13 protein-coding genes are annotated in these 15727 nt (G+C 59.0%); 11 read left to right on the top strand and 2 right to left on the bottom strand.

From position 1 onward, the window contains the following. Window positions 1-30 precede the first annotated feature (30 nt). From ASD54_RS18885 to ASD54_RS18835, 11 genes are all read left to right on the top strand, one after another. On the top strand, window positions 31-573 hold the full coding sequence (locus tag ASD54_RS18885) for a protease inhibitor Inh/omp19 family protein (protein WP_062556292.1): 543 nt from the start codon (window positions 31-33) through the stop codon (window positions 571-573). A gap of 219 nt (window positions 574-792) precedes the next feature. Next, window positions 793-1959, top strand: coding sequence for a cell division protein ZapE (zapE, locus tag ASD54_RS18880; RefSeq protein WP_062556101.1), 1167 nt, complete (start codon window positions 793-795; stop codon window positions 1957-1959). Window positions 1960-2134: 175 nt separating this feature from the next. Continuing rightward, a complete protein-coding gene (gene mdh, locus ASD54_RS18875) occupies window positions 2135-3097 on the top strand; it encodes a malate dehydrogenase (RefSeq protein WP_062556100.1) in 963 nt (320 codons plus the stop codon). A gap of 33 nt (window positions 3098-3130) precedes the next feature. Continuing rightward, entirely contained in the window at window positions 3131-4324 is a 1194-nt protein-coding gene (gene sucC, locus ASD54_RS18870) for an ADP-forming succinate--CoA ligase subunit beta (RefSeq protein WP_062556099.1), read from the top strand. A gap of 17 nt (window positions 4325-4341) precedes the next feature. After that, a complete protein-coding gene (sucD, locus tag ASD54_RS18865; RefSeq protein ID WP_062556098.1) occupies window positions 4342-5244 on the top strand; it encodes a succinate--CoA ligase subunit alpha in 903 nt (300 codons plus the stop codon). 187 nt (window positions 5245-5431) lie between these two features. Further along, entirely contained in the window at window positions 5432-8428 is a 2997-nt protein-coding gene (locus tag ASD54_RS18860) for a 2-oxoglutarate dehydrogenase E1 component (RefSeq protein ID WP_062556097.1), read from the top strand. A gap of 60 nt (window positions 8429-8488) precedes the next feature. After that, window positions 8489-9715 (top strand): 2-oxoglutarate dehydrogenase complex dihydrolipoyllysine-residue succinyltransferase, encoded by a 1227-nt coding sequence (gene odhB / locus ASD54_RS18855; RefSeq protein ID WP_062556096.1) that lies wholly within the window; start codon window positions 8489-8491, stop codon window positions 9713-9715. A gap of 132 nt (window positions 9716-9847) precedes the next feature. Beyond that, window positions 9848-10261: an MAPEG family protein gene (locus ASD54_RS18850; protein WP_062556095.1), complete on the top strand. Its 414-nt coding sequence runs from the start codon at window positions 9848-9850 to the stop codon at window positions 10259-10261. A 22-nt stretch (window positions 10262-10283) separates the two neighbouring features. Then, complete coding sequence (locus ASD54_RS18845) at window positions 10284-11036, top strand: SDR family oxidoreductase (protein ID WP_062556094.1); 753 nt, start codon at window positions 10284-10286, stop codon at window positions 11034-11036. Window positions 11037-11063: 27 nt separating this feature from the next. After that, window positions 11064-12470: a dihydrolipoyl dehydrogenase gene (gene lpdA / locus ASD54_RS18840; protein ID WP_062556093.1), complete on the top strand. Its 1407-nt coding sequence runs from the start codon at window positions 11064-11066 to the stop codon at window positions 12468-12470. Window positions 12471-12671: 201 nt separating this feature from the next. Next, the gene (locus ASD54_RS18835; RefSeq protein WP_062556092.1) at window positions 12672-13166 is read left to right on the top strand and encodes a cytochrome b/b6 domain-containing protein; all 495 of its coding nucleotides are present in this window, start codon (window positions 12672-12674) and stop codon (window positions 13164-13166) included. A gap of 276 nt (window positions 13167-13442) precedes the next feature. Here ASD54_RS18835 and ASD54_RS18830 read toward each other — a convergent pair whose 3' ends face one another. Both ASD54_RS18830 and ASD54_RS18825 read right to left on the bottom strand, forming a co-directional pair. Beyond that, window positions 13443-14453 (bottom strand): TraB/GumN family protein, encoded by a 1011-nt coding sequence (locus tag ASD54_RS18830; RefSeq protein ID WP_244484803.1) that lies wholly within the window; start codon window positions 14451-14453, stop codon window positions 13443-13445. Window positions 14454-14636: 183 nt separating this feature from the next. Further along, window positions 14637-15572 (bottom strand): tyrosine recombinase XerC, encoded by a 936-nt coding sequence (locus tag ASD54_RS18825; protein ID WP_062556091.1) that lies wholly within the window; start codon window positions 15570-15572, stop codon window positions 14637-14639. Window positions 15573-15727 lie beyond the last annotated feature (155 nt).

Below are 15727 nucleotides of genomic sequence, written 5' to 3'. Positions count from 1 at the left end.
TGAGCGAAGCGGAGATTTGGGAGCTTAATGATGCAGTTCAGATATGTGGTGACCGGCGTTTTGGTCGCAGTGTCCTTGGCCGGCTGCCAGAGAACCTCTTCAAGCCCCTACAGCAATCTGCCTGGCCCCGCTCCCCTGCAGGCGCAGCCGGTTCCATCGGTACAGGCCAACCAGTTGCCTCCTCCGGGTGCGTCGGATCCGTCGCAGTTCCCGGCAGCCCCCAACAATGGCGCAGCAGGTACAGCCGTTGCTTCCCTGCCGCCGGGCGGTGGGCAGGCACCTGCTACTGCGCTTGACGTGACCAAGGAGTCGATGGTCGGCAATTGGCGTGTCAATAGCGGCGGAACGAGCTGCGACATGTTCCTCACGCTCACCAACCTCGGCAGTGGTTCGCGCGGCGGCACGCGTGGCTGTGCGGGCGAACTCACCACCATGGGCTCATGGGAAGTCTCCGGCAAGAACGTGCTGTTCAAGAACCGCAATGGTGATGTCATCGGCCGCGTCTACAAAAGCGCCGATACACGTTTTGACGGCACAACGAATTCCGGCCAGGCGATCAGCCTGAGCCGATAAGCAAATCTGATCAGATCGGACAAACGCCACCGCTTGCCGTCTCATTGGGCATCCGACTAGAGCATTTCGGTAAAACGGGATCGCCTGAAATGCTCTCTACTTCTGCTTTACGCAGTCCGGACGCAAAACCGCTGACGCACTTTTGCTGGACCTGCTCTGGCCGTGTTTGTCCGATGACGTTTGAGATTGCTGGTTTGGTTGGCGCAATGAGCAACATGCATGGCCAAACTGCCTGATTACAACAACAGCGTGACTGATGAACTGGCAAGCCTTACGGCTGCCGGTTCGCTGCAACTTGACAGGGCGCAGTTGTCTGTTGCCGGTCATCTGGACCGGGTACTTTCGCAGTTGCGCAGTCGCGTCCCGGCGAAAAAGACGAGCGCGCTTGGCTGGCTGTTCGCCAAGAAGAGCAAGCGCTCGGATCAGGCCATACGCGGTCTTTATGTTCACGGCTCGGTGGGTCGGGGCAAGACCATGCTGATGGACATGTTCTTTGCCAAGGCTCCGGTTGCCGCCAAGCGACGCTGCCACTTTCATGAATTCATGGCGGATGTGCATGGACGGATCCATGCCCACCGGCAGAAGCTGAAGAATGGGGAAACGAAGGAAACGGATCCGGTTCCGCCGGTTGCCGCCAGCATCTTTGCCGAGGCGGAACTGCTCTGCTTCGATGAATTCTCCGTCACGGATATTGCCGATGCAATGATCCTCGGGCGCCTCTTTACCGAACTGTTCCGGCTTGGCTGCATTCTCGTGACAACGTCCAACGTCGCGCCGGATAATCTCTACAAGGACGGCCTGAATCGTTCGCTGTTTTTGCCCTTCGTCGAGCTCTTGAAGCAGTATGTCGATGTGGTGACGCTGGATTCACCGACCGATTACCGGATGGAGAAAACAGCGAGCCTGCCGGTCTATCTTTCACCGCTTGATGGACGCTCGGAAGCAGCGATGGAATCCGCCTGGCATCAGATCACCGATGGCAGGAAGATCGAAGTGACGGAAATTCCGCGCAAAGGGCGGGTGATCCCCGTTCCCTGCGCGGTCGGGCGCGTTGCCCGTTTCAGTTTTGCAGATCTTTGCGAAAAGCCTCTTGGTGCTGCCGATTACCTGGAGATTGCGAAGCGCTTCGATATCGTCTTCATCGAGCGCGTGCCGCGGCTCGGTCTCAACAAGCGCAACGAAACCAAGCGCTTCATAAATCTCATCGATACATTCTACGATCGGACGGTCCGGGTGTTCATCACAGCGGAAGCACCTGCGGAATCCCTGCTCTTGGAACGTCATGGCACCGAAGGCTTCGAGTTCGACCGCACGGTTTCTCGTCTCTTCGAAATGCGTAGCCCTGATTATCTGGTACTTCATCAGGAAAAGCATAAACAAATCTGACGGAATCATGACGAAATATCTTACGTTTACGTAAGAATTTAATGCTTTAACCGATTGAAAATACTGGCTCCAAAATAATCGTTTGCCAATTTCAAGTATTAGAGCTATGCGGATGCCCAGATCGGTCGACAGGTCTCATGCCGGCCGTGCCTTCGAATAGAGAGGAAGCATCTCAATGGCTCGCAAGAAGATTGCACTTATTGGTTCCGGCATGATCGGTGGCACGCTGGCGCATTTGGCCAGCCTGAAGGAATTGGGCGACATCGTCCTGTTCGACATCGCCGACGGCGTTCCGCAGGGCAAGGGTCTCGATATCGCCCAGTCCGGTCCGGTTGAAGGCTTCAATGCCAAGCTTTCCGGCGCCAGCGATTATGCGGCCATCGAAGGCGCAGACGTCTGCATCGTGACCGCTGGTGTCGCCCGCAAGCCCGGCATGAGCCGCGATGACCTGCTCGGCATCAACCTGAAGGTCATGGAACAGGTCGGCGCCGGCATCAAGAAGTACGCACCAAACGCCTTCGTCATCTGCATCACCAACCCGCTCGACGCAATGGTCTGGGCTCTGCAGAAGTTCTCCGGTCTTCCGAAGAACATGGTCGTCGGCATGGCTGGCGTTCTCGACTCCGCTCGTTTCCGCCTGTTCCTCTCTGAAGAATTCAACGTTTCCGTTGAAGACGTGACGGCCTTCGTTCTGGGTGGTCACGGCGACACTATGGTGCCGCTCGCTCGCTACTCCACGATCGCCGGCATCCCGCTGACCGACCTCGTCAAGATGGGCTGGGTTACGGCTGAGCGTCTGGAGCAGATCATTCAGCGTACGCGTGACGGCGGTGCGGAAATCGTCGGCCTGCTGAAGACCGGCTCTGCCTATTACGCACCTGCTGCATCGGCCATCGAAATGGCTGAGTCCTTCCTCAAGGACAAGAAGCGTGTTCTGCCATGCGCCGCACATCTTTCCGGCCAGTACGGCGTCAACGACATGTATGTCGGCGTACCCACAATCATTGGCGCTGGCGGTGTTGAGCGCATCATCGAAATCGACCTGAACAAGGACGAGAAGGAAGCCTTCGAAAAGTCCGTCGGTGCTGTCGCCGGTCTCTGCGAAGCCTGCACCAACATCGCTCCTTCTCTGAAGTAATCCGTTCGCGGACCAGGATTTAAGGACCAGACGATGAATATTCATGAATATCAGGCCAAGGCTCTTCTGAAGGGCTTTGGTGCGCCGGTCGCCCAGGGTGTGGCGATTCACTCCGCAGACGAAGCCGCAGCAGCTGCAAAGCAGCTTCCGGGCCCGCTTTATGTCGTGAAGAGCCAGATCCATGCTGGCGGCCGCGGCAAGGGCAAGTTCAAGGAACTCGGCCCTGACGCCAAGGGTGGTGTTCGTCTTGCAAAGTCGATCGACGAAGTCGTCGCCCACGCCAAGGACATGCTCGGCAACACGCTGGTGACGGCGCAGACGGGCGAAGCCGGCAAGCAGGTCAACCGTCTCTACATCGAAGACGGTGCCGACATTGCTCGCGAACTTTACTGCTCGCTGCTGGTCGACCGTTCTGTTGGCCGCGTTGCCTTCGTCGTTTCGACGGAAGGCGGCATGGATATCGAAGCGGTTGCGCATGATACGCCCGAGAAGATCCACACGATCGCCATTGACCCGGAAACGGGTGTAACGGCTGACGATGTGGCGAAGATTTCCGCCGCTCTCGCGCTCGACGGCGCTGCTGCTGAAGATGCGAAGTCGCTTTTCCCGGCGCTTTACAAGGCCTTCGTCGAGAAGGACATGGCCCTTCTCGAAATCAACCCGCTGATCGTCATGACCAACGGCAACTTGCGCGTTCTCGACGCCAAGGTTTCCTTCGACGGCAACGCTCTGTTCCGCCACGAAGACGTTCGCGCACTGCGTGACGAAACGGAAGAAGACGCCAAGGAAATCGAAGCGTCCAAGTGGGATCTGGCTTACGTTGCTCTCGATGGCAACATCGGCTGCATGGTCAACGGCGCGGGCCTTGCCATGGCAACCATGGACATCATCAAGCTGTACGGCAAGGAGCCGGCAAACTTCTGTGACGTCGGCGGTGGCGCCGGCAAGGAGAAGGTTGCGGCTGCGTTCAAGATCATCACGGCTGACCCGAAGGTCGAGGGCATCCTCGTCAACATCTTCGGTGGCATCATGAAGTGCGACGTCATCGCGGAAGGCGTGATTGCCGCCGTGAAGGAAGTGGGCCTCAAGGTTCCGCTCGTCGTCCGCCTCGAAGGCACGAACGTCGAACTCGGCAAGAAGCTGCTGAACGAATCCGGCCTTGCCATCACCGCAGCTGACGACTTGGACGATGCGGCCAAGAAGATCGTCGCGGCGATCAACGGCTAATCTGAGGAACCTATTCGATGTCCATTCTTGTAAACAAGAACACAAAGGTCCTCGTACAGGGCCTGACCGGCAAGACCGGCACCTTCCACACCGAACAGGCGCTGGCCTATTACGGCACGCAGATGGTCGGCGGCATCCACCCGTCCAAGGGCGGCAGCAACTGGACCGGTTCCAAGGGTGAAACCCTGCCGATCTTTGCCTCCGTTGTCGAAGGCAAGGAAAAGACCGGCGCTGACGCGACCGTGATCTATGTTCCGCCAGCAGGTGCAGCGGACGCCATCATCGAAGCGATCGACGCCGAAATCCCGTTCATCACCTGCATCACCGAAGGCATTCCGGTTGCGGACATGGTGCGCGTCAAGGCGAAGCTCGACAAGTCGAAGTCGCGCCTGCTCGGACCAAACTGCCCGGGTATCCTGACACCGGAAGAGTGCAAGATCGGCATCATGCCGGGCTCCATCTTCCGCAAGGGTTCGGTCGGTATCGTTTCCCGCTCCGGCACGCTGACCTACGAAGCCGTGTTCCAGACTTCGAATGAAGGCCTTGGCCAGACGACGGCTGTCGGCATCGGCGGCGACCCGGTCAAGGGCACCGAGTTCATCGACGTGCTGGAAATGTTCCTTGCGGACGAAGCCACGACCTCGATCATCATGATCGGCGAAATCGGTGGTTCGGCCGAAGAAGATGCGGCTCAGTTCCTCATCGACGAAGCCAAGAAGGGCCGCAAGAAGCCGATGGCGGGCTTCATCGCAGGCCGCACTGCTCCGAAGGGCCGCACCATGGGTCATGCCGGTGCTGTCGTCTCCGGCGGCAAGGGTGATGCGGAATCCAAGATCTCTGCCATGGAAGCAGCTGGCATCAAGGTTTCGCCTTCTCCGGCACGTCTCGGCAAGACACTGGTTGAAGTCCTCAAGGGCTAACGCCAGATAAGTTGCGAGTATCAAGCTTTAGGCAGGCGAATCAGTCGATGGTTCGCCTGCCTCAGCCGCAAAAAGGGCCTGTTCCGCAGTTACGCCCGCGGCACTACGAATGAAAGCGATAACCGGCGCTTGAAGATCCGGTTTCAAGATTACGTCAGGAGGCGGGCGTTACGTCCGCGGTAGCACCATGGCACGGCAAGAAGCCAACGAGCAGTTCCTTATCACCTCGTTCCTCGACGGCGCGAATGCTGCCTATATCGAGCAGCTCTATGCGAAGTACGAGGACGATCCCAATTCGGTCGGTCCGGAATGGCAGTCCTTTTTCAAGGCGCTTGCCGATAATCCGGAAGACGTGAAGAAGGCCGCCAAGGGCGCCTCCTGGCAGCGCAGGAACTGGCCTATTCCGGCAAACGGCGAACTGGTTTCCGCGCTTGATGGAAACTGGCCGGTCGTCGAGAAGGCCATCGAAAAGAAGGTTCAGGCCAAGGCCGAGGCAACCGCAGCCGCCGCCGGAAAGCCAGTGGATGCGACGGAAGTCCTGCAGGCAACGCGTGATAGCGTTCGCGCCATCATGATGATCCGCGCCTACCGCATGCGCGGCCACCTGCATGCAAAGCTCGATCCGCTTGGCCTTGCCGCACCGGTCGAAGATTACAACGAGCTGTCTCCCACCGCCTATGGCTTCACGGAAGCCGATTACGACCGCAAGATCTTCATCGATAATGTGCTGGGTCTGGAATATGCCACGATCCGCGAGATGCTGGAGATCCTGCAGCGGACCTACTGCTCGACGCTCGGCGTTGAATTCATGCATATCTCCAACCCGGAGGAAAAGGCCTGGATTCAGGAGCGCATCGAAGGCCCAAACAAGGGCGTCGAATTCACGGCGAACGGCAAGAAGGCAATTCTGTCCAAGCTCATTGAGGCCGAAGGCTTCGAGCAGTTCATCGACGTCAAGTACAAGGGCACGAAGCGCTTCGGTCTCGACGGTGGTGAAGCGCTCATTCCGGCTCTTGAGCAGATCATCAAGCGCGGTGGTCAGGACGGTCTGGAAGAAGTCGTTCTCGGCATGGCGCATCGTGGCCGTCTGAACGTTCTGACGAACGTGATGCACAAGCCGCACCGCGCCGTGTTCCATGAGTTCAAGGGCGGTTCCTTCAAGCCGGATGAAGTCGAAGGTTCCGGCGACGTGAAGTACCACCTCGGTGCTTCCTCTGACCGTGAGTTCGACAACAACAAGGTTCACCTGTCGCTGACGGCCAACCCGTCGCACCTGGAAATCGTCAACCCGGTCGTGATGGGCAAGGCGCGTGCCAAGCAGGACATGCTGACCAAGAGCTGGGATGGCGACATCATTCCGCTCAAGGAGCGCGCCAAGGTTCTGCCGCTGCTGATCCACGGTGATGCGGCGTTTGCCGGTCAGGGCGTCGTCGCTGAAATTCTCGGCCTGTCCGGCCTGCGCGGTCACCGCGTGGCTGGCACGATGCACTTCATCATCAACAACCAGATCGGCTTTACGACGAACCCGGCCTTCTCCCGTTCGTCGCCCTATCCGTCCGACGTTGCCAAGATGATCGAGGCCCCGATCTTCCACGTCAACGGCGACGATCCGGAAGCGGTGACCTACGCGGCCAAGATCGCAACCGAATACCGCATGAAGTTCCACAAGCCGGTTGTTGTGGACATGTTCTGCTACCGCCGCTTCGGCCACAACGAAGGCGATGAGCCCGCGTTCACGCAGCCGAAGATGTACAAGGTCATTCGCGCCCACAAGACGGTGACGGAACTCTATGCCGAGCGTCTGATTGCCGAGGGTCTGATCACGGACGGCGAATTCCAGAAGATGAAGGCCGATTGGCGTGCCCATCTGGAGCAGGAATTCGAGGCTGGCCAGAGCTACAAGCCGAACAAGGCCGACTGGCTGGATGGTCAGTGGTCCGGCCTGCGTTCGGCTGACAATGCCGACGAGCAGCGTCGTGGCAAGACGGCCGTACCGATGAAGAGCCTCAAGGAAATCGGTCGCAAGCTGTCGACCGTTCCGGACGGCTTCAACGCGCACCGCACGATCAAGCGCTTCATGGAAAACCGTTCGCAGATGGTCGAGACCGGCGAAGGGATCGATTGGGCGATGGCGGAAGCGCTGGCCTTCGGTTCGCTGGTCACGGAAGGCCACAAGATTCGTCTGTCCGGTCAGGATTGCGAGCGCGGCACCTTCTCGCAGCGTCATTCGGTTCTCTACGACCAGGACACGGAAGAGCGTTACATTCCGCTGGCAAACCTGGCTCCCAACCAGGCCCGCTACGAGGTCATCAACTCGATGCTTTCGGAAGAAGCGGTTCTCGGCTTCGAGTACGGCTATTCGCTGGCGCGCCCGAACGCCCTGACGCTCTGGGAAGCCCAGTTCGGTGACTTCGCCAACGGTGCGCAGGTCGTGTTCGACCAGTTCATCTCGTCGGGTGAGCGCAAGTGGCTTCGCATGTCCGGTCTCGTCTGCCTTCTGCCGCACGGCTACGAAGGTCAGGGTCCGGAGCACTCTTCAGCACGTCTCGAGCGCTGGCTTCAGATGTGCGCAGAAGACAATATGCAGGTCGCGAACTGCACGACGCCTGCTAACTACTTCCACATCCTGCGCCGTCAGCTGAAGCGTGATTTCCGCAAGCCGTTGATCCTGATGACGCCGAAGTCGCTGCTGCGCCACAAGCGCGCAACGTCCTCGCTGGCGGAAATGGCGGGCGAAAGCTCGTTCCACCGTCTGCTGTGGGATGATGCGGAAGTGATCAAGGACGGCCCGATCAAGCTCCAGAAGGACAACAAGATCCGCCGCGTCGTGATGTGCACCGGCAAGGTCTATTACGATCTGCTGGAAGAGCGTGAAAAGCGCGGCATTGATGACATCTACCTGCTGCGTCTGGAACAGCTTTATCCGTTCCCGGCCAAGGCGCTCATCAACGAGCTGTCCCGCTTCCGCCATGCCGAAATGGTCTGGTGCCAGGAAGAGCCGAAGAACATGGGTGCATGGGCATTCATCGATCCGTATCTCGAATGGGTTCTGGCGCATATCGACGCCAAGTACCAGCGCGTTCGCTACACGGGTCGTCCGGCAGCCGCTTCTCCGGCAACGGGCCTGATGTCCAAGCACCTCGCACAGCTTGAAGCATTCCTCGAAGACGCGCTCGGCGGCTGATTTCAGCCGCCCCGCCTTCACTCGTAAAACACGATATCGGATTTAAAACGGAAACAGATCATGGCCACCGAAATTCGCGTCCCTACTCTTGGCGAATCCGTCAGCGAGGCAACCGTCGGCACCTGGTTCAAGAAGGTGGGCGACACGGTCAAGGCTGACGAGCCGATCGTCGAACTGGAAACCGACAAGGTTACTGTCGAGGTTCCGGCGCCGGCATCCGGCGTTCTCACGGAAATCGTCGCTCAGGCCGGCGAGACCGTTGGTCTCGGCGCGCTGCTCGGCCAGATTGCCGAAGGTGCTGCCGGTTCTGCTTCGGCTCAGCCTGCCGCTGCCCCGGCGGCCGCTCCGGCCCCGGCTGCCCAGCCTGCCGCCGCCGCTGCACCCGCAACGTCCTCGATGCCCGCTGCTCCGGCTGCGGCAAAGCTTGCTGCTGACAACAACATTAACACGGCTGATGTTGATGGTTCCGGCAAGCGCGGCCAGGTGCTGAAGGGCGATGTGCTGGCGGCGATCGCCAAGGGTCCGGTGGCTTCCGCACCGGCTCCGGTTGCTGCCGCTCCGCGCGCACCGTCTTCCACGGACGATGCCGTTCGCGAAGAGCGCGTGAAGATGACGCGTCTGCGCCAGACGATCGCCAAGCGCCTGAAGGATGCGCAGAACACAGCTGCCATGCTGACCACCTACAACGAGGTGGACATGAAGGCGGTCATGGACCTGCGTAACCGTTACAAGGACGTTTTTGAAAAGAAGCACGGCGTAAAGCTTGGCTTCATGGGCTTCTTCACCAAGGCTGTCACGCACGCCCTGAAGGAACTGCCAGCCGTCAACGCCGAAATCGACGGCACGGACATCATCTACAAGAACTATTGTCACGTCGGCATGGCTGTCGGCACGGACAAGGGTCTTGTCGTTCCGGTCATCCGCGATGCGGACCAGCTGTCGATTGCTGGCGTCGAGAAGGAACTCGGCCGTCTCGCCAAGGCAGCACGCGACGGTTCGCTGGGCATGGCAGACATGCAGGGCGGCACCTTCACCATCACCAATGGTGGTGTTTACGGTTCGCTGATGTCTTCGCCGATCCTGAATGCGCCGCAGTCCGGTATCCTGGGCATGCACAAGATCCAGGATCGCCCGGTCGTGGTCGGTGGCCAGATCGTCATTCGTCCGATGATGTATCTCGCGCTGTCCTACGATCACCGTATCGTTGACGGCAAGGAAGCGGTGACCTTCCTTGTTCGCGTCAAGGAAAGCCTGGAAGATCCGGAACGTCTGGTTCTCGATCTCTGATCTTTGAATAAGACGCCCGCGAAGAGTGTTCGCGGGCGTCTCGTCATTCTCAATTCGATTGTCTGATATCGAAGAAGCTGCGCCTGCTGCGCGCTTCATGGTCGTTCGAACGCCGAAAACGAGGTAGACAGAATGGATCCGATCGCTGCGCATGCAACGCCCTACATGGCGCTTCTGGTTTGCAGCGTCGTGCTGCTGATCGTTCATGTCATGCTGCAAGGCTTCTTCGCGACCCGTGAACTGGGACCGAAATGGAATGCCGGTCCGCGCGATGAAGGTTTGAAGCCCAAGGCTCCGATCGCCGGTCGCGCCGAGCGTGCCTCATTGAATTACCGCGAAACCTATCCAGCCGTCGTGGCACTGATCCTGGCTCTGGCCTTTTACAGCGATGCTCGCGGTATCGGTCTGATCGGTGGATGGGTCTGGTTCCTGGCGCGCATCGCCTACATCCCGCTTTACCTTCAAGGTATTCCAAAAGTCCGCTCGTTGATCTGGATGGTCTCGCTGCTCGGCATCGCCATGATGGTCGTCGGACTGATAGTCTAGAACCCAGTCTGTAGGAGCGATGATGGCACACGAAAAAGTTCTGCTGGTCACGGGTGGAAGCCGGGGTATTGGTGCTGCGGTTGCGCTGAAGGCTGCCGAACAGGGCTGGTCCGTGCTCATCAATTACGTCTCGAATGCTCAGGCAGCAGATGCTGTTGCTGCGAAGATCCGTAACCTGGGTGGGGCCGCCGAAATTGTACAGGGCGATACCGGCACTGAAGACGGGATAGTAGCGATCTTTCGTGCGGTTGATGAGAGATTCGGCAGGCTCGACGGCCTGGTCAACAATGCAGGCGTTGTCGATCAAACGGCCCGCGTCGATGAGATGACACGCGAGCGGCTCGACCGCATGTTTGCGATTAATGTAGTGGGCAAGATCCGTTGTGCTTCTGAAGCGGTCAAGCGGATGTCGACGCGTCATGGCGGGCAGGGCGGCAGCATCGTCAATCTGTCCTCGATGGCGGCGGTTCTCGGCAGTCCGGGTCAATATGTGGATTACGCCGCTGCCAAAGGCGCGGTGGACACGTTTACCGTAGGCCTTGCGCGGGAAGTTGCTGCCGAGGGTGTGCGGGTCAATGCAATCCGCCCCGGCATTATCGATACTGATATCCATGCATCCGGTGGGCTGCCGGATCGCGCAAAAGATCTGGCACCCAGCGTGCCAATGCAACGCGCCGGAACGGCAGATGAAGTGGCGGAGGCGGTCCTGTACCTGCTCTCTCCTCAGGCATCCTATGTGACTGGCACAATCATGAACGTGAGCGGCGGCAGATAAGCCGTCTTAAGCAGAGGAATTTGATCAATGGCATATGATCTGGTCGTTATCGGTACGGGCCCTGGCGGCTATGTCTGCGCAATCAAGGCAGCACAACTCGGCATGAAGGTGGCCGTCGTCGAAAAGCGCGCGACCTTTGGCGGTACCTGCCTCAATGTCGGCTGCATTCCATCCAAGGCCTTGCTGCATGCCTCCGAAGTCTTCGCGCATGCCAAACACGGCATGGCGGATCTGGGTGTCGAAGTGTCTGGCACAACCCTCAACCTTGAAAAGATGATGGGCCACAAGGACGCGACCGTAAAGGCGAACGTCGATGGCGTTGCCTTCCTGTTCAAGAAGAACAAGATCGACAGCTTCATCGGCACCGGCAAGATCGTTTCCGCTGGCAAGGTCTCTGTCACCGGCGCCGATGGTCAGGTCCAGGAGATCGAGACGAAGAACATCGTCATCGCGACCGGTTCTGATGTGGCTGGCATTCCGGGCGTTGCCGTCGAGATCGACGAGAAAGTCATCGTGTCCTCTACGGGCGGTATCGCGCTCGAAAAGGTGCCGGGCCATATGGTTGTCGTCGGCGGTGGCGTGATCGGGCTTGAGCTTGGTTCCGTCTGGTCTCGTCTCGGCGCGAAGGTAACGGTCGTCGAGTATCTCGACACGATCCTCGGCGGCATGGACGGCGAAGTGTCCAAGCAGTTCCAGCGCATCCTCGGCAAGCAGGGCGTCACCTTCAATCTCGGTGCCAAGGTCACTGGCGTCGAGAAGACGGAAGCTGGCGCAAAGGTCACCTTCGAGCCTGTCAAGGGCGGTGAAGCGCAGACCATCGATGCCGATGTCGTCCTCGTTGCCACGGGCCGCAAGCCCTACACGGCTGGCCTCGGTCTGGAAGAGGCAGGCGTTGCTCTCGATAACCGCGGTCGTGTGGAGATCGATGCTCACTACCGCACAAATGTTGCGGGCATCTATGCCATTGGCGATGTCGTCAAGGGACCGATGCTGGCACACAAGGCGGAAGACGAGGGCGTTGCACTGGCTGAAATTCTCGCCGGTCAGCATGGCCATGTGAATTATGATGTCATTCCAGGCGTTGTCTACACCCAGCCAGAAGTCGCTTCGGTCGGCAAGACGGAAGAAGAGCTCAAGGCCGCCGGTGCTTCCTACAAGGTTGGCAAGTTCCCGTTCACGGCCAATGGTCGTGCGCGCGCCATGCAGGCGACCGAAGGCTTCGTGAAGGTTCTGGCCGACAAGGAAACGGATCGCGTTCTGGGTGTTCACATCATCGGCTTCGGTGCTGGTGAAATGATCCACGAAGCAGCCGTGCTGATGGAGTTCGGCGGGTCGTCCGAAGATCTGGGTCGTACCTGCCACGCGCACCCGACGATGTCCGAAGCCGTGAAGGAAGCGGCCCTGGCCACGTTCTTCAAGCCGCTCCACATGTAATCGACCGGCCTCATCGAAGGTCATATGTCAGACACCCCGCCGGCTCACGCAGGCGGGGTGTTTTGCGTTCTGCGTTCAGCCAGATTGCAGGTTTTACGGCCATAACCCGATTGCTGGAGCCAACCAATCTTCCGCGCCTCCCGGCGCTGGGCGTCTGGTTCTGGCTCTGAGAGACATCGACTGCATTTGAAAAGGTGATGTATGGACCCGGCTTCTTATTCAATCCCCCAGCGGGCGCTCCATTGGGGCATGGCAGCGCTGATTTTCTTCAATCTGCTTTTCACGGAAGGCATGGAGCATTGGCACCACCTGGTGAAGCGAGGCCAGACTGTGACGCCGGATGATCTGGCAAGTGCGAATATTCACGCTTACGTCGGCATCGCCATTCTGGTGCTGGCTGTCGTGCGCATTGGTCTGCGCTTGGTGCAGGGCGCGCCGCAGCCGCCCGCGCAAGAGCCACCGCTGCTCAAACTCGTGGCACAGGCGACGCATGGATTACTTTACGTGCTACTTCTTGCCATGCCGCTGAGTGGTGCTGCAGCCTATTACTTCAATATCGGTTCAGCGGGTGACTTGCATGCCGACGTGCTGAAGGTGGTTCTGTGGCTTCTGCTTGGCGCGCATATTGCCGGCGCACTGGTTCATCAGTTCTACTGGAAGACCAATGTTCTGGCTCGAATGACGCGGGGTGTTTAGAGCACTTTCGGTAAACTCGGGGTCATTCTGACGGAGCGATTTTGTGACGAGATCAAGCCGAGACACGATGGCCATATCCTTTGATACGGTCGAGTGGCTCGGCGCCGGTCTCGGCGCAAAAGCGCCCGTCCCTTCGGGTTTCCGATTGGCGGACGCCCGATGGCGAACCGGTCTTACCCGATGCAGGAGCATCGAACTTCACCCGTTTCACCACCGGATCGCACGCGCCAATCGAGAAACAGAACTGACCCGGAGTTTGCCGGAAGTGCTCTAGTATCAATCGGCTCGCGTGACGGTGAAGCCTTGCTTTCTCAACAGAGCAACAAGGCCTTCGTCACCCACCAGATGCAGCGCTCCAACGGCCATGAAGGCTCCGCCTGCGTTCAGCATGGGAAGTGCGCGGTCCACCATGGTGTGATTGCGCTGACGAACGATCCGTTCTTCGAATTCGGCATAGCCTTCGCCTTCGGCTCCGTCGGGGGCCAGCGATTTCAGCATCGGCATCGTCATGCCAATGTCGCCGGCCAGATACAGGTCGCGCATCGTGACGCTGACATCATCCATCTTCGAGCCAAGCTCGATCATCTCGATCAGCGACTTGATATGGAAGTCGGTCGGGATAGACGCCATTGCGGAGAGCTGCTCCTGCATGGTTTCAAGGCCTTTGACCGGGATATTGGCCCTTATCGCGTCGTCGGCGATCTTTTTGTCCAGGAATGCGGCGCCCTTTGCTTTCCGGCTGAGCTCGCAGGCCGGCAGTGCCAGAAAGCTGGAAAGCATCCATGGCTGCATGCGTGATACGGCCGTCAGCGGTATGCCTCGCTCCTTGAGAGCCGTCTCCAGTTTTGCCTTGTCTTCCGGCGCGAGAAAATCCTGGATGGATTTTCCATTCATCATCATCGTCAGTTCCGGACGCGCCAGCATGCCCGCCATGGCTTTCTTTTCATCCAGGATTTCATCGGACTCGATGATGACGACCTTGGACTTGGAGAGCGCATAGGGCGCACCTGTCGGCATCTTCAGGACGCTCGGATCCGTCACATGCATGGTGCCCAGCAGCCAAGACGGTGCGGTACCCGGCTTCTCGACCTTCCAGAAGACACCCTTGCCGTTTGCCACCTCGGCGCCTTCGGCCTGAATGGATCGGTAACGTGCCGGATCAGTTCGCTCCATCTCGCTAAGCAGATTGCTACCCCGGCAAATGTCCTCTGCCGATCTTGCCTGGGCGGCGAAACCCAGCACGACGAAGAAGGAAATCAGGGCCAATACGTGGATCAGGGCGATCATGCCGAGGGCACCGCTGCTGATGACGGATTGATGCAGACCCCGGGTCAGGAGACGACGGAGGACGAAGAAATGGGGTGCGCGCGTGTTCATGGTCGTTACCCTAGTGTCCCAAGATCGCTGCAGTCTTAACGGATATGGTTAATGCCGTGGCCGCGTGATCATCCGCGCAGGAATCGATAGAATTCATGCGCGCGGATGCGCACGGTCATAGACTTCCAGCAAACGAGCGGCATCCACGCCGGTATAAACCTGGGTGGTGGAAAGGCTGGCATGGCCCAGCAATTCCTGGATCGTTCGCAAATCGCCACCGCCGGCCAGAAGATGTGATGCGAAGGAATGGCGAAGGGCGTGGGGCGTTGCGCTGTCCGGCAGGCCCAAGGCTCCGCGCAGCTTCTGCATTTCGCGTTGAATGATTGCGGGCTGCAGCGGTCCACCCCGTGCGCCACGAAACAGTGGTTTCTCTGCCTCCAGCTCAAAAGGGCAAAGCGTCTTGTACCGCGCGATGGCATCCAGAACGATCTCCAGCAGCGGAACGAGCCGGGTCTTGCCTCCCTTGCCGGTAATCCGGATCGATTTTGCGTCCGGTGGCAAGTCGGCAGGGGTCAGCGAAAGGGCTTCGGAAATGCGCAGGCCACAGCCATAGAGAAGTGTCAGGAGCGCTGAATCTCTCGCGGCAATCCAACCCTCTTCCTGCAACTGCGCCTGTGTGCTGACCACTTCAAGGGCTTGCCGGTCGGTGAGGGGCTTGGGCAGCGATTTGGGCTGGCGCGGCGCCCGGATGGCGCCAGCGGCCGCTGCATTGATAAGGCCCTTTCGCTCGAGATAGCGCAGGAACGACCGCAGACCGGCGAGGTGACGCCCAAGGGACCGGGCACCCGATCCATCCCTTCGCCGTTGTGCCAGAAAAGCGCGGAGATCGGCTGTGCGCAGTGTATGAATCTCGGCGAGGCCCGGTGGGTCGCCGAAATGGACGGTCAGGAACTGGAGGAACTGACGTGTATCCCGCTCATAGGCCGTCAGCGTGCTTTCAGAGAAGCGTTTCTCGTTGGCGAGGCTGTCCAGCCATTGCCGCCGATGGTCCAGAAGTTCGGGCGTCGCCAGAATGAGGATCTCGTTCATCGTCGCTCCGTATGTGTCCGACATTGGCTCGCAGAGTCACAATTGAGCATTACAATTTGATTAAGCATGCAGGATTTGTCGCTGCTGCCTGTGTCGATCCCCAGTCCCCGGTGGAAAAAGCGGCCTTGTCATGGTTCCCTTTTGTTCTTCTTCGG

The organism is Rhizobium sp. Root149 (genome assembly GCF_001427345.1).
GTDB classification, from domain to species: Bacteria; Pseudomonadota; Alphaproteobacteria; order Rhizobiales; family Rhizobiaceae; genus Neorhizobium; species Neorhizobium rhizoryzae.
Note: the sequence above shows the minus strand (reverse complement) of the source record. Positions and strands in the feature narration are given on the sequence as shown.

Coding starts and splice junctions, on each gene's coding strand:
- ASD54_RS18885 (WP_062556292.1), top strand. CDS start 31: ATGCAGTTCAGATATGTGGTGACCGGCGTTTTGGTCGCAGTGTCCTTG.
- zapE (WP_062556101.1), top strand. CDS start 793: ATGGCCAAACTGCCTGATTACAACAACAGCGTGACTGATGAACTGGCA.
- mdh (WP_062556100.1), top strand. CDS start 2,135: ATGGCTCGCAAGAAGATTGCACTTATTGGTTCCGGCATGATCGGTGGC.
- sucC (WP_062556099.1), top strand. CDS start 3,131: ATGAATATTCATGAATATCAGGCCAAGGCTCTTCTGAAGGGCTTTGGT.
- sucD (WP_062556098.1), top strand. CDS start 4,342: ATGTCCATTCTTGTAAACAAGAACACAAAGGTCCTCGTACAGGGCCTG.
- ASD54_RS18860 (WP_062556097.1), top strand. CDS start 5,432: ATGGCACGGCAAGAAGCCAACGAGCAGTTCCTTATCACCTCGTTCCTC.
- odhB (WP_062556096.1), top strand. CDS start 8,489: ATGGCCACCGAAATTCGCGTCCCTACTCTTGGCGAATCCGTCAGCGAG.
- ASD54_RS18850 (WP_062556095.1), top strand. CDS start 9,848: ATGGATCCGATCGCTGCGCATGCAACGCCCTACATGGCGCTTCTGGTT.
- ASD54_RS18845 (WP_062556094.1), top strand. CDS start 10,284: ATGGCACACGAAAAAGTTCTGCTGGTCACGGGTGGAAGCCGGGGTATT.
- lpdA (WP_062556093.1), top strand. CDS start 11,064: ATGGCATATGATCTGGTCGTTATCGGTACGGGCCCTGGCGGCTATGTC.
- ASD54_RS18835 (WP_062556092.1), top strand. CDS start 12,672: ATGGACCCGGCTTCTTATTCAATCCCCCAGCGGGCGCTCCATTGGGGC.
- ASD54_RS18830 (WP_244484803.1), bottom strand. CDS start 14,453: ATGATCGCCCTGATCCACGTATTGGCCCTGATTTCCTTCTTCGTCGTG.
- ASD54_RS18825 (WP_062556091.1), bottom strand. CDS start 15,572: ATGAACGAGATCCTCATTCTGGCGACGCCCGAACTTCTGGACCATCGG.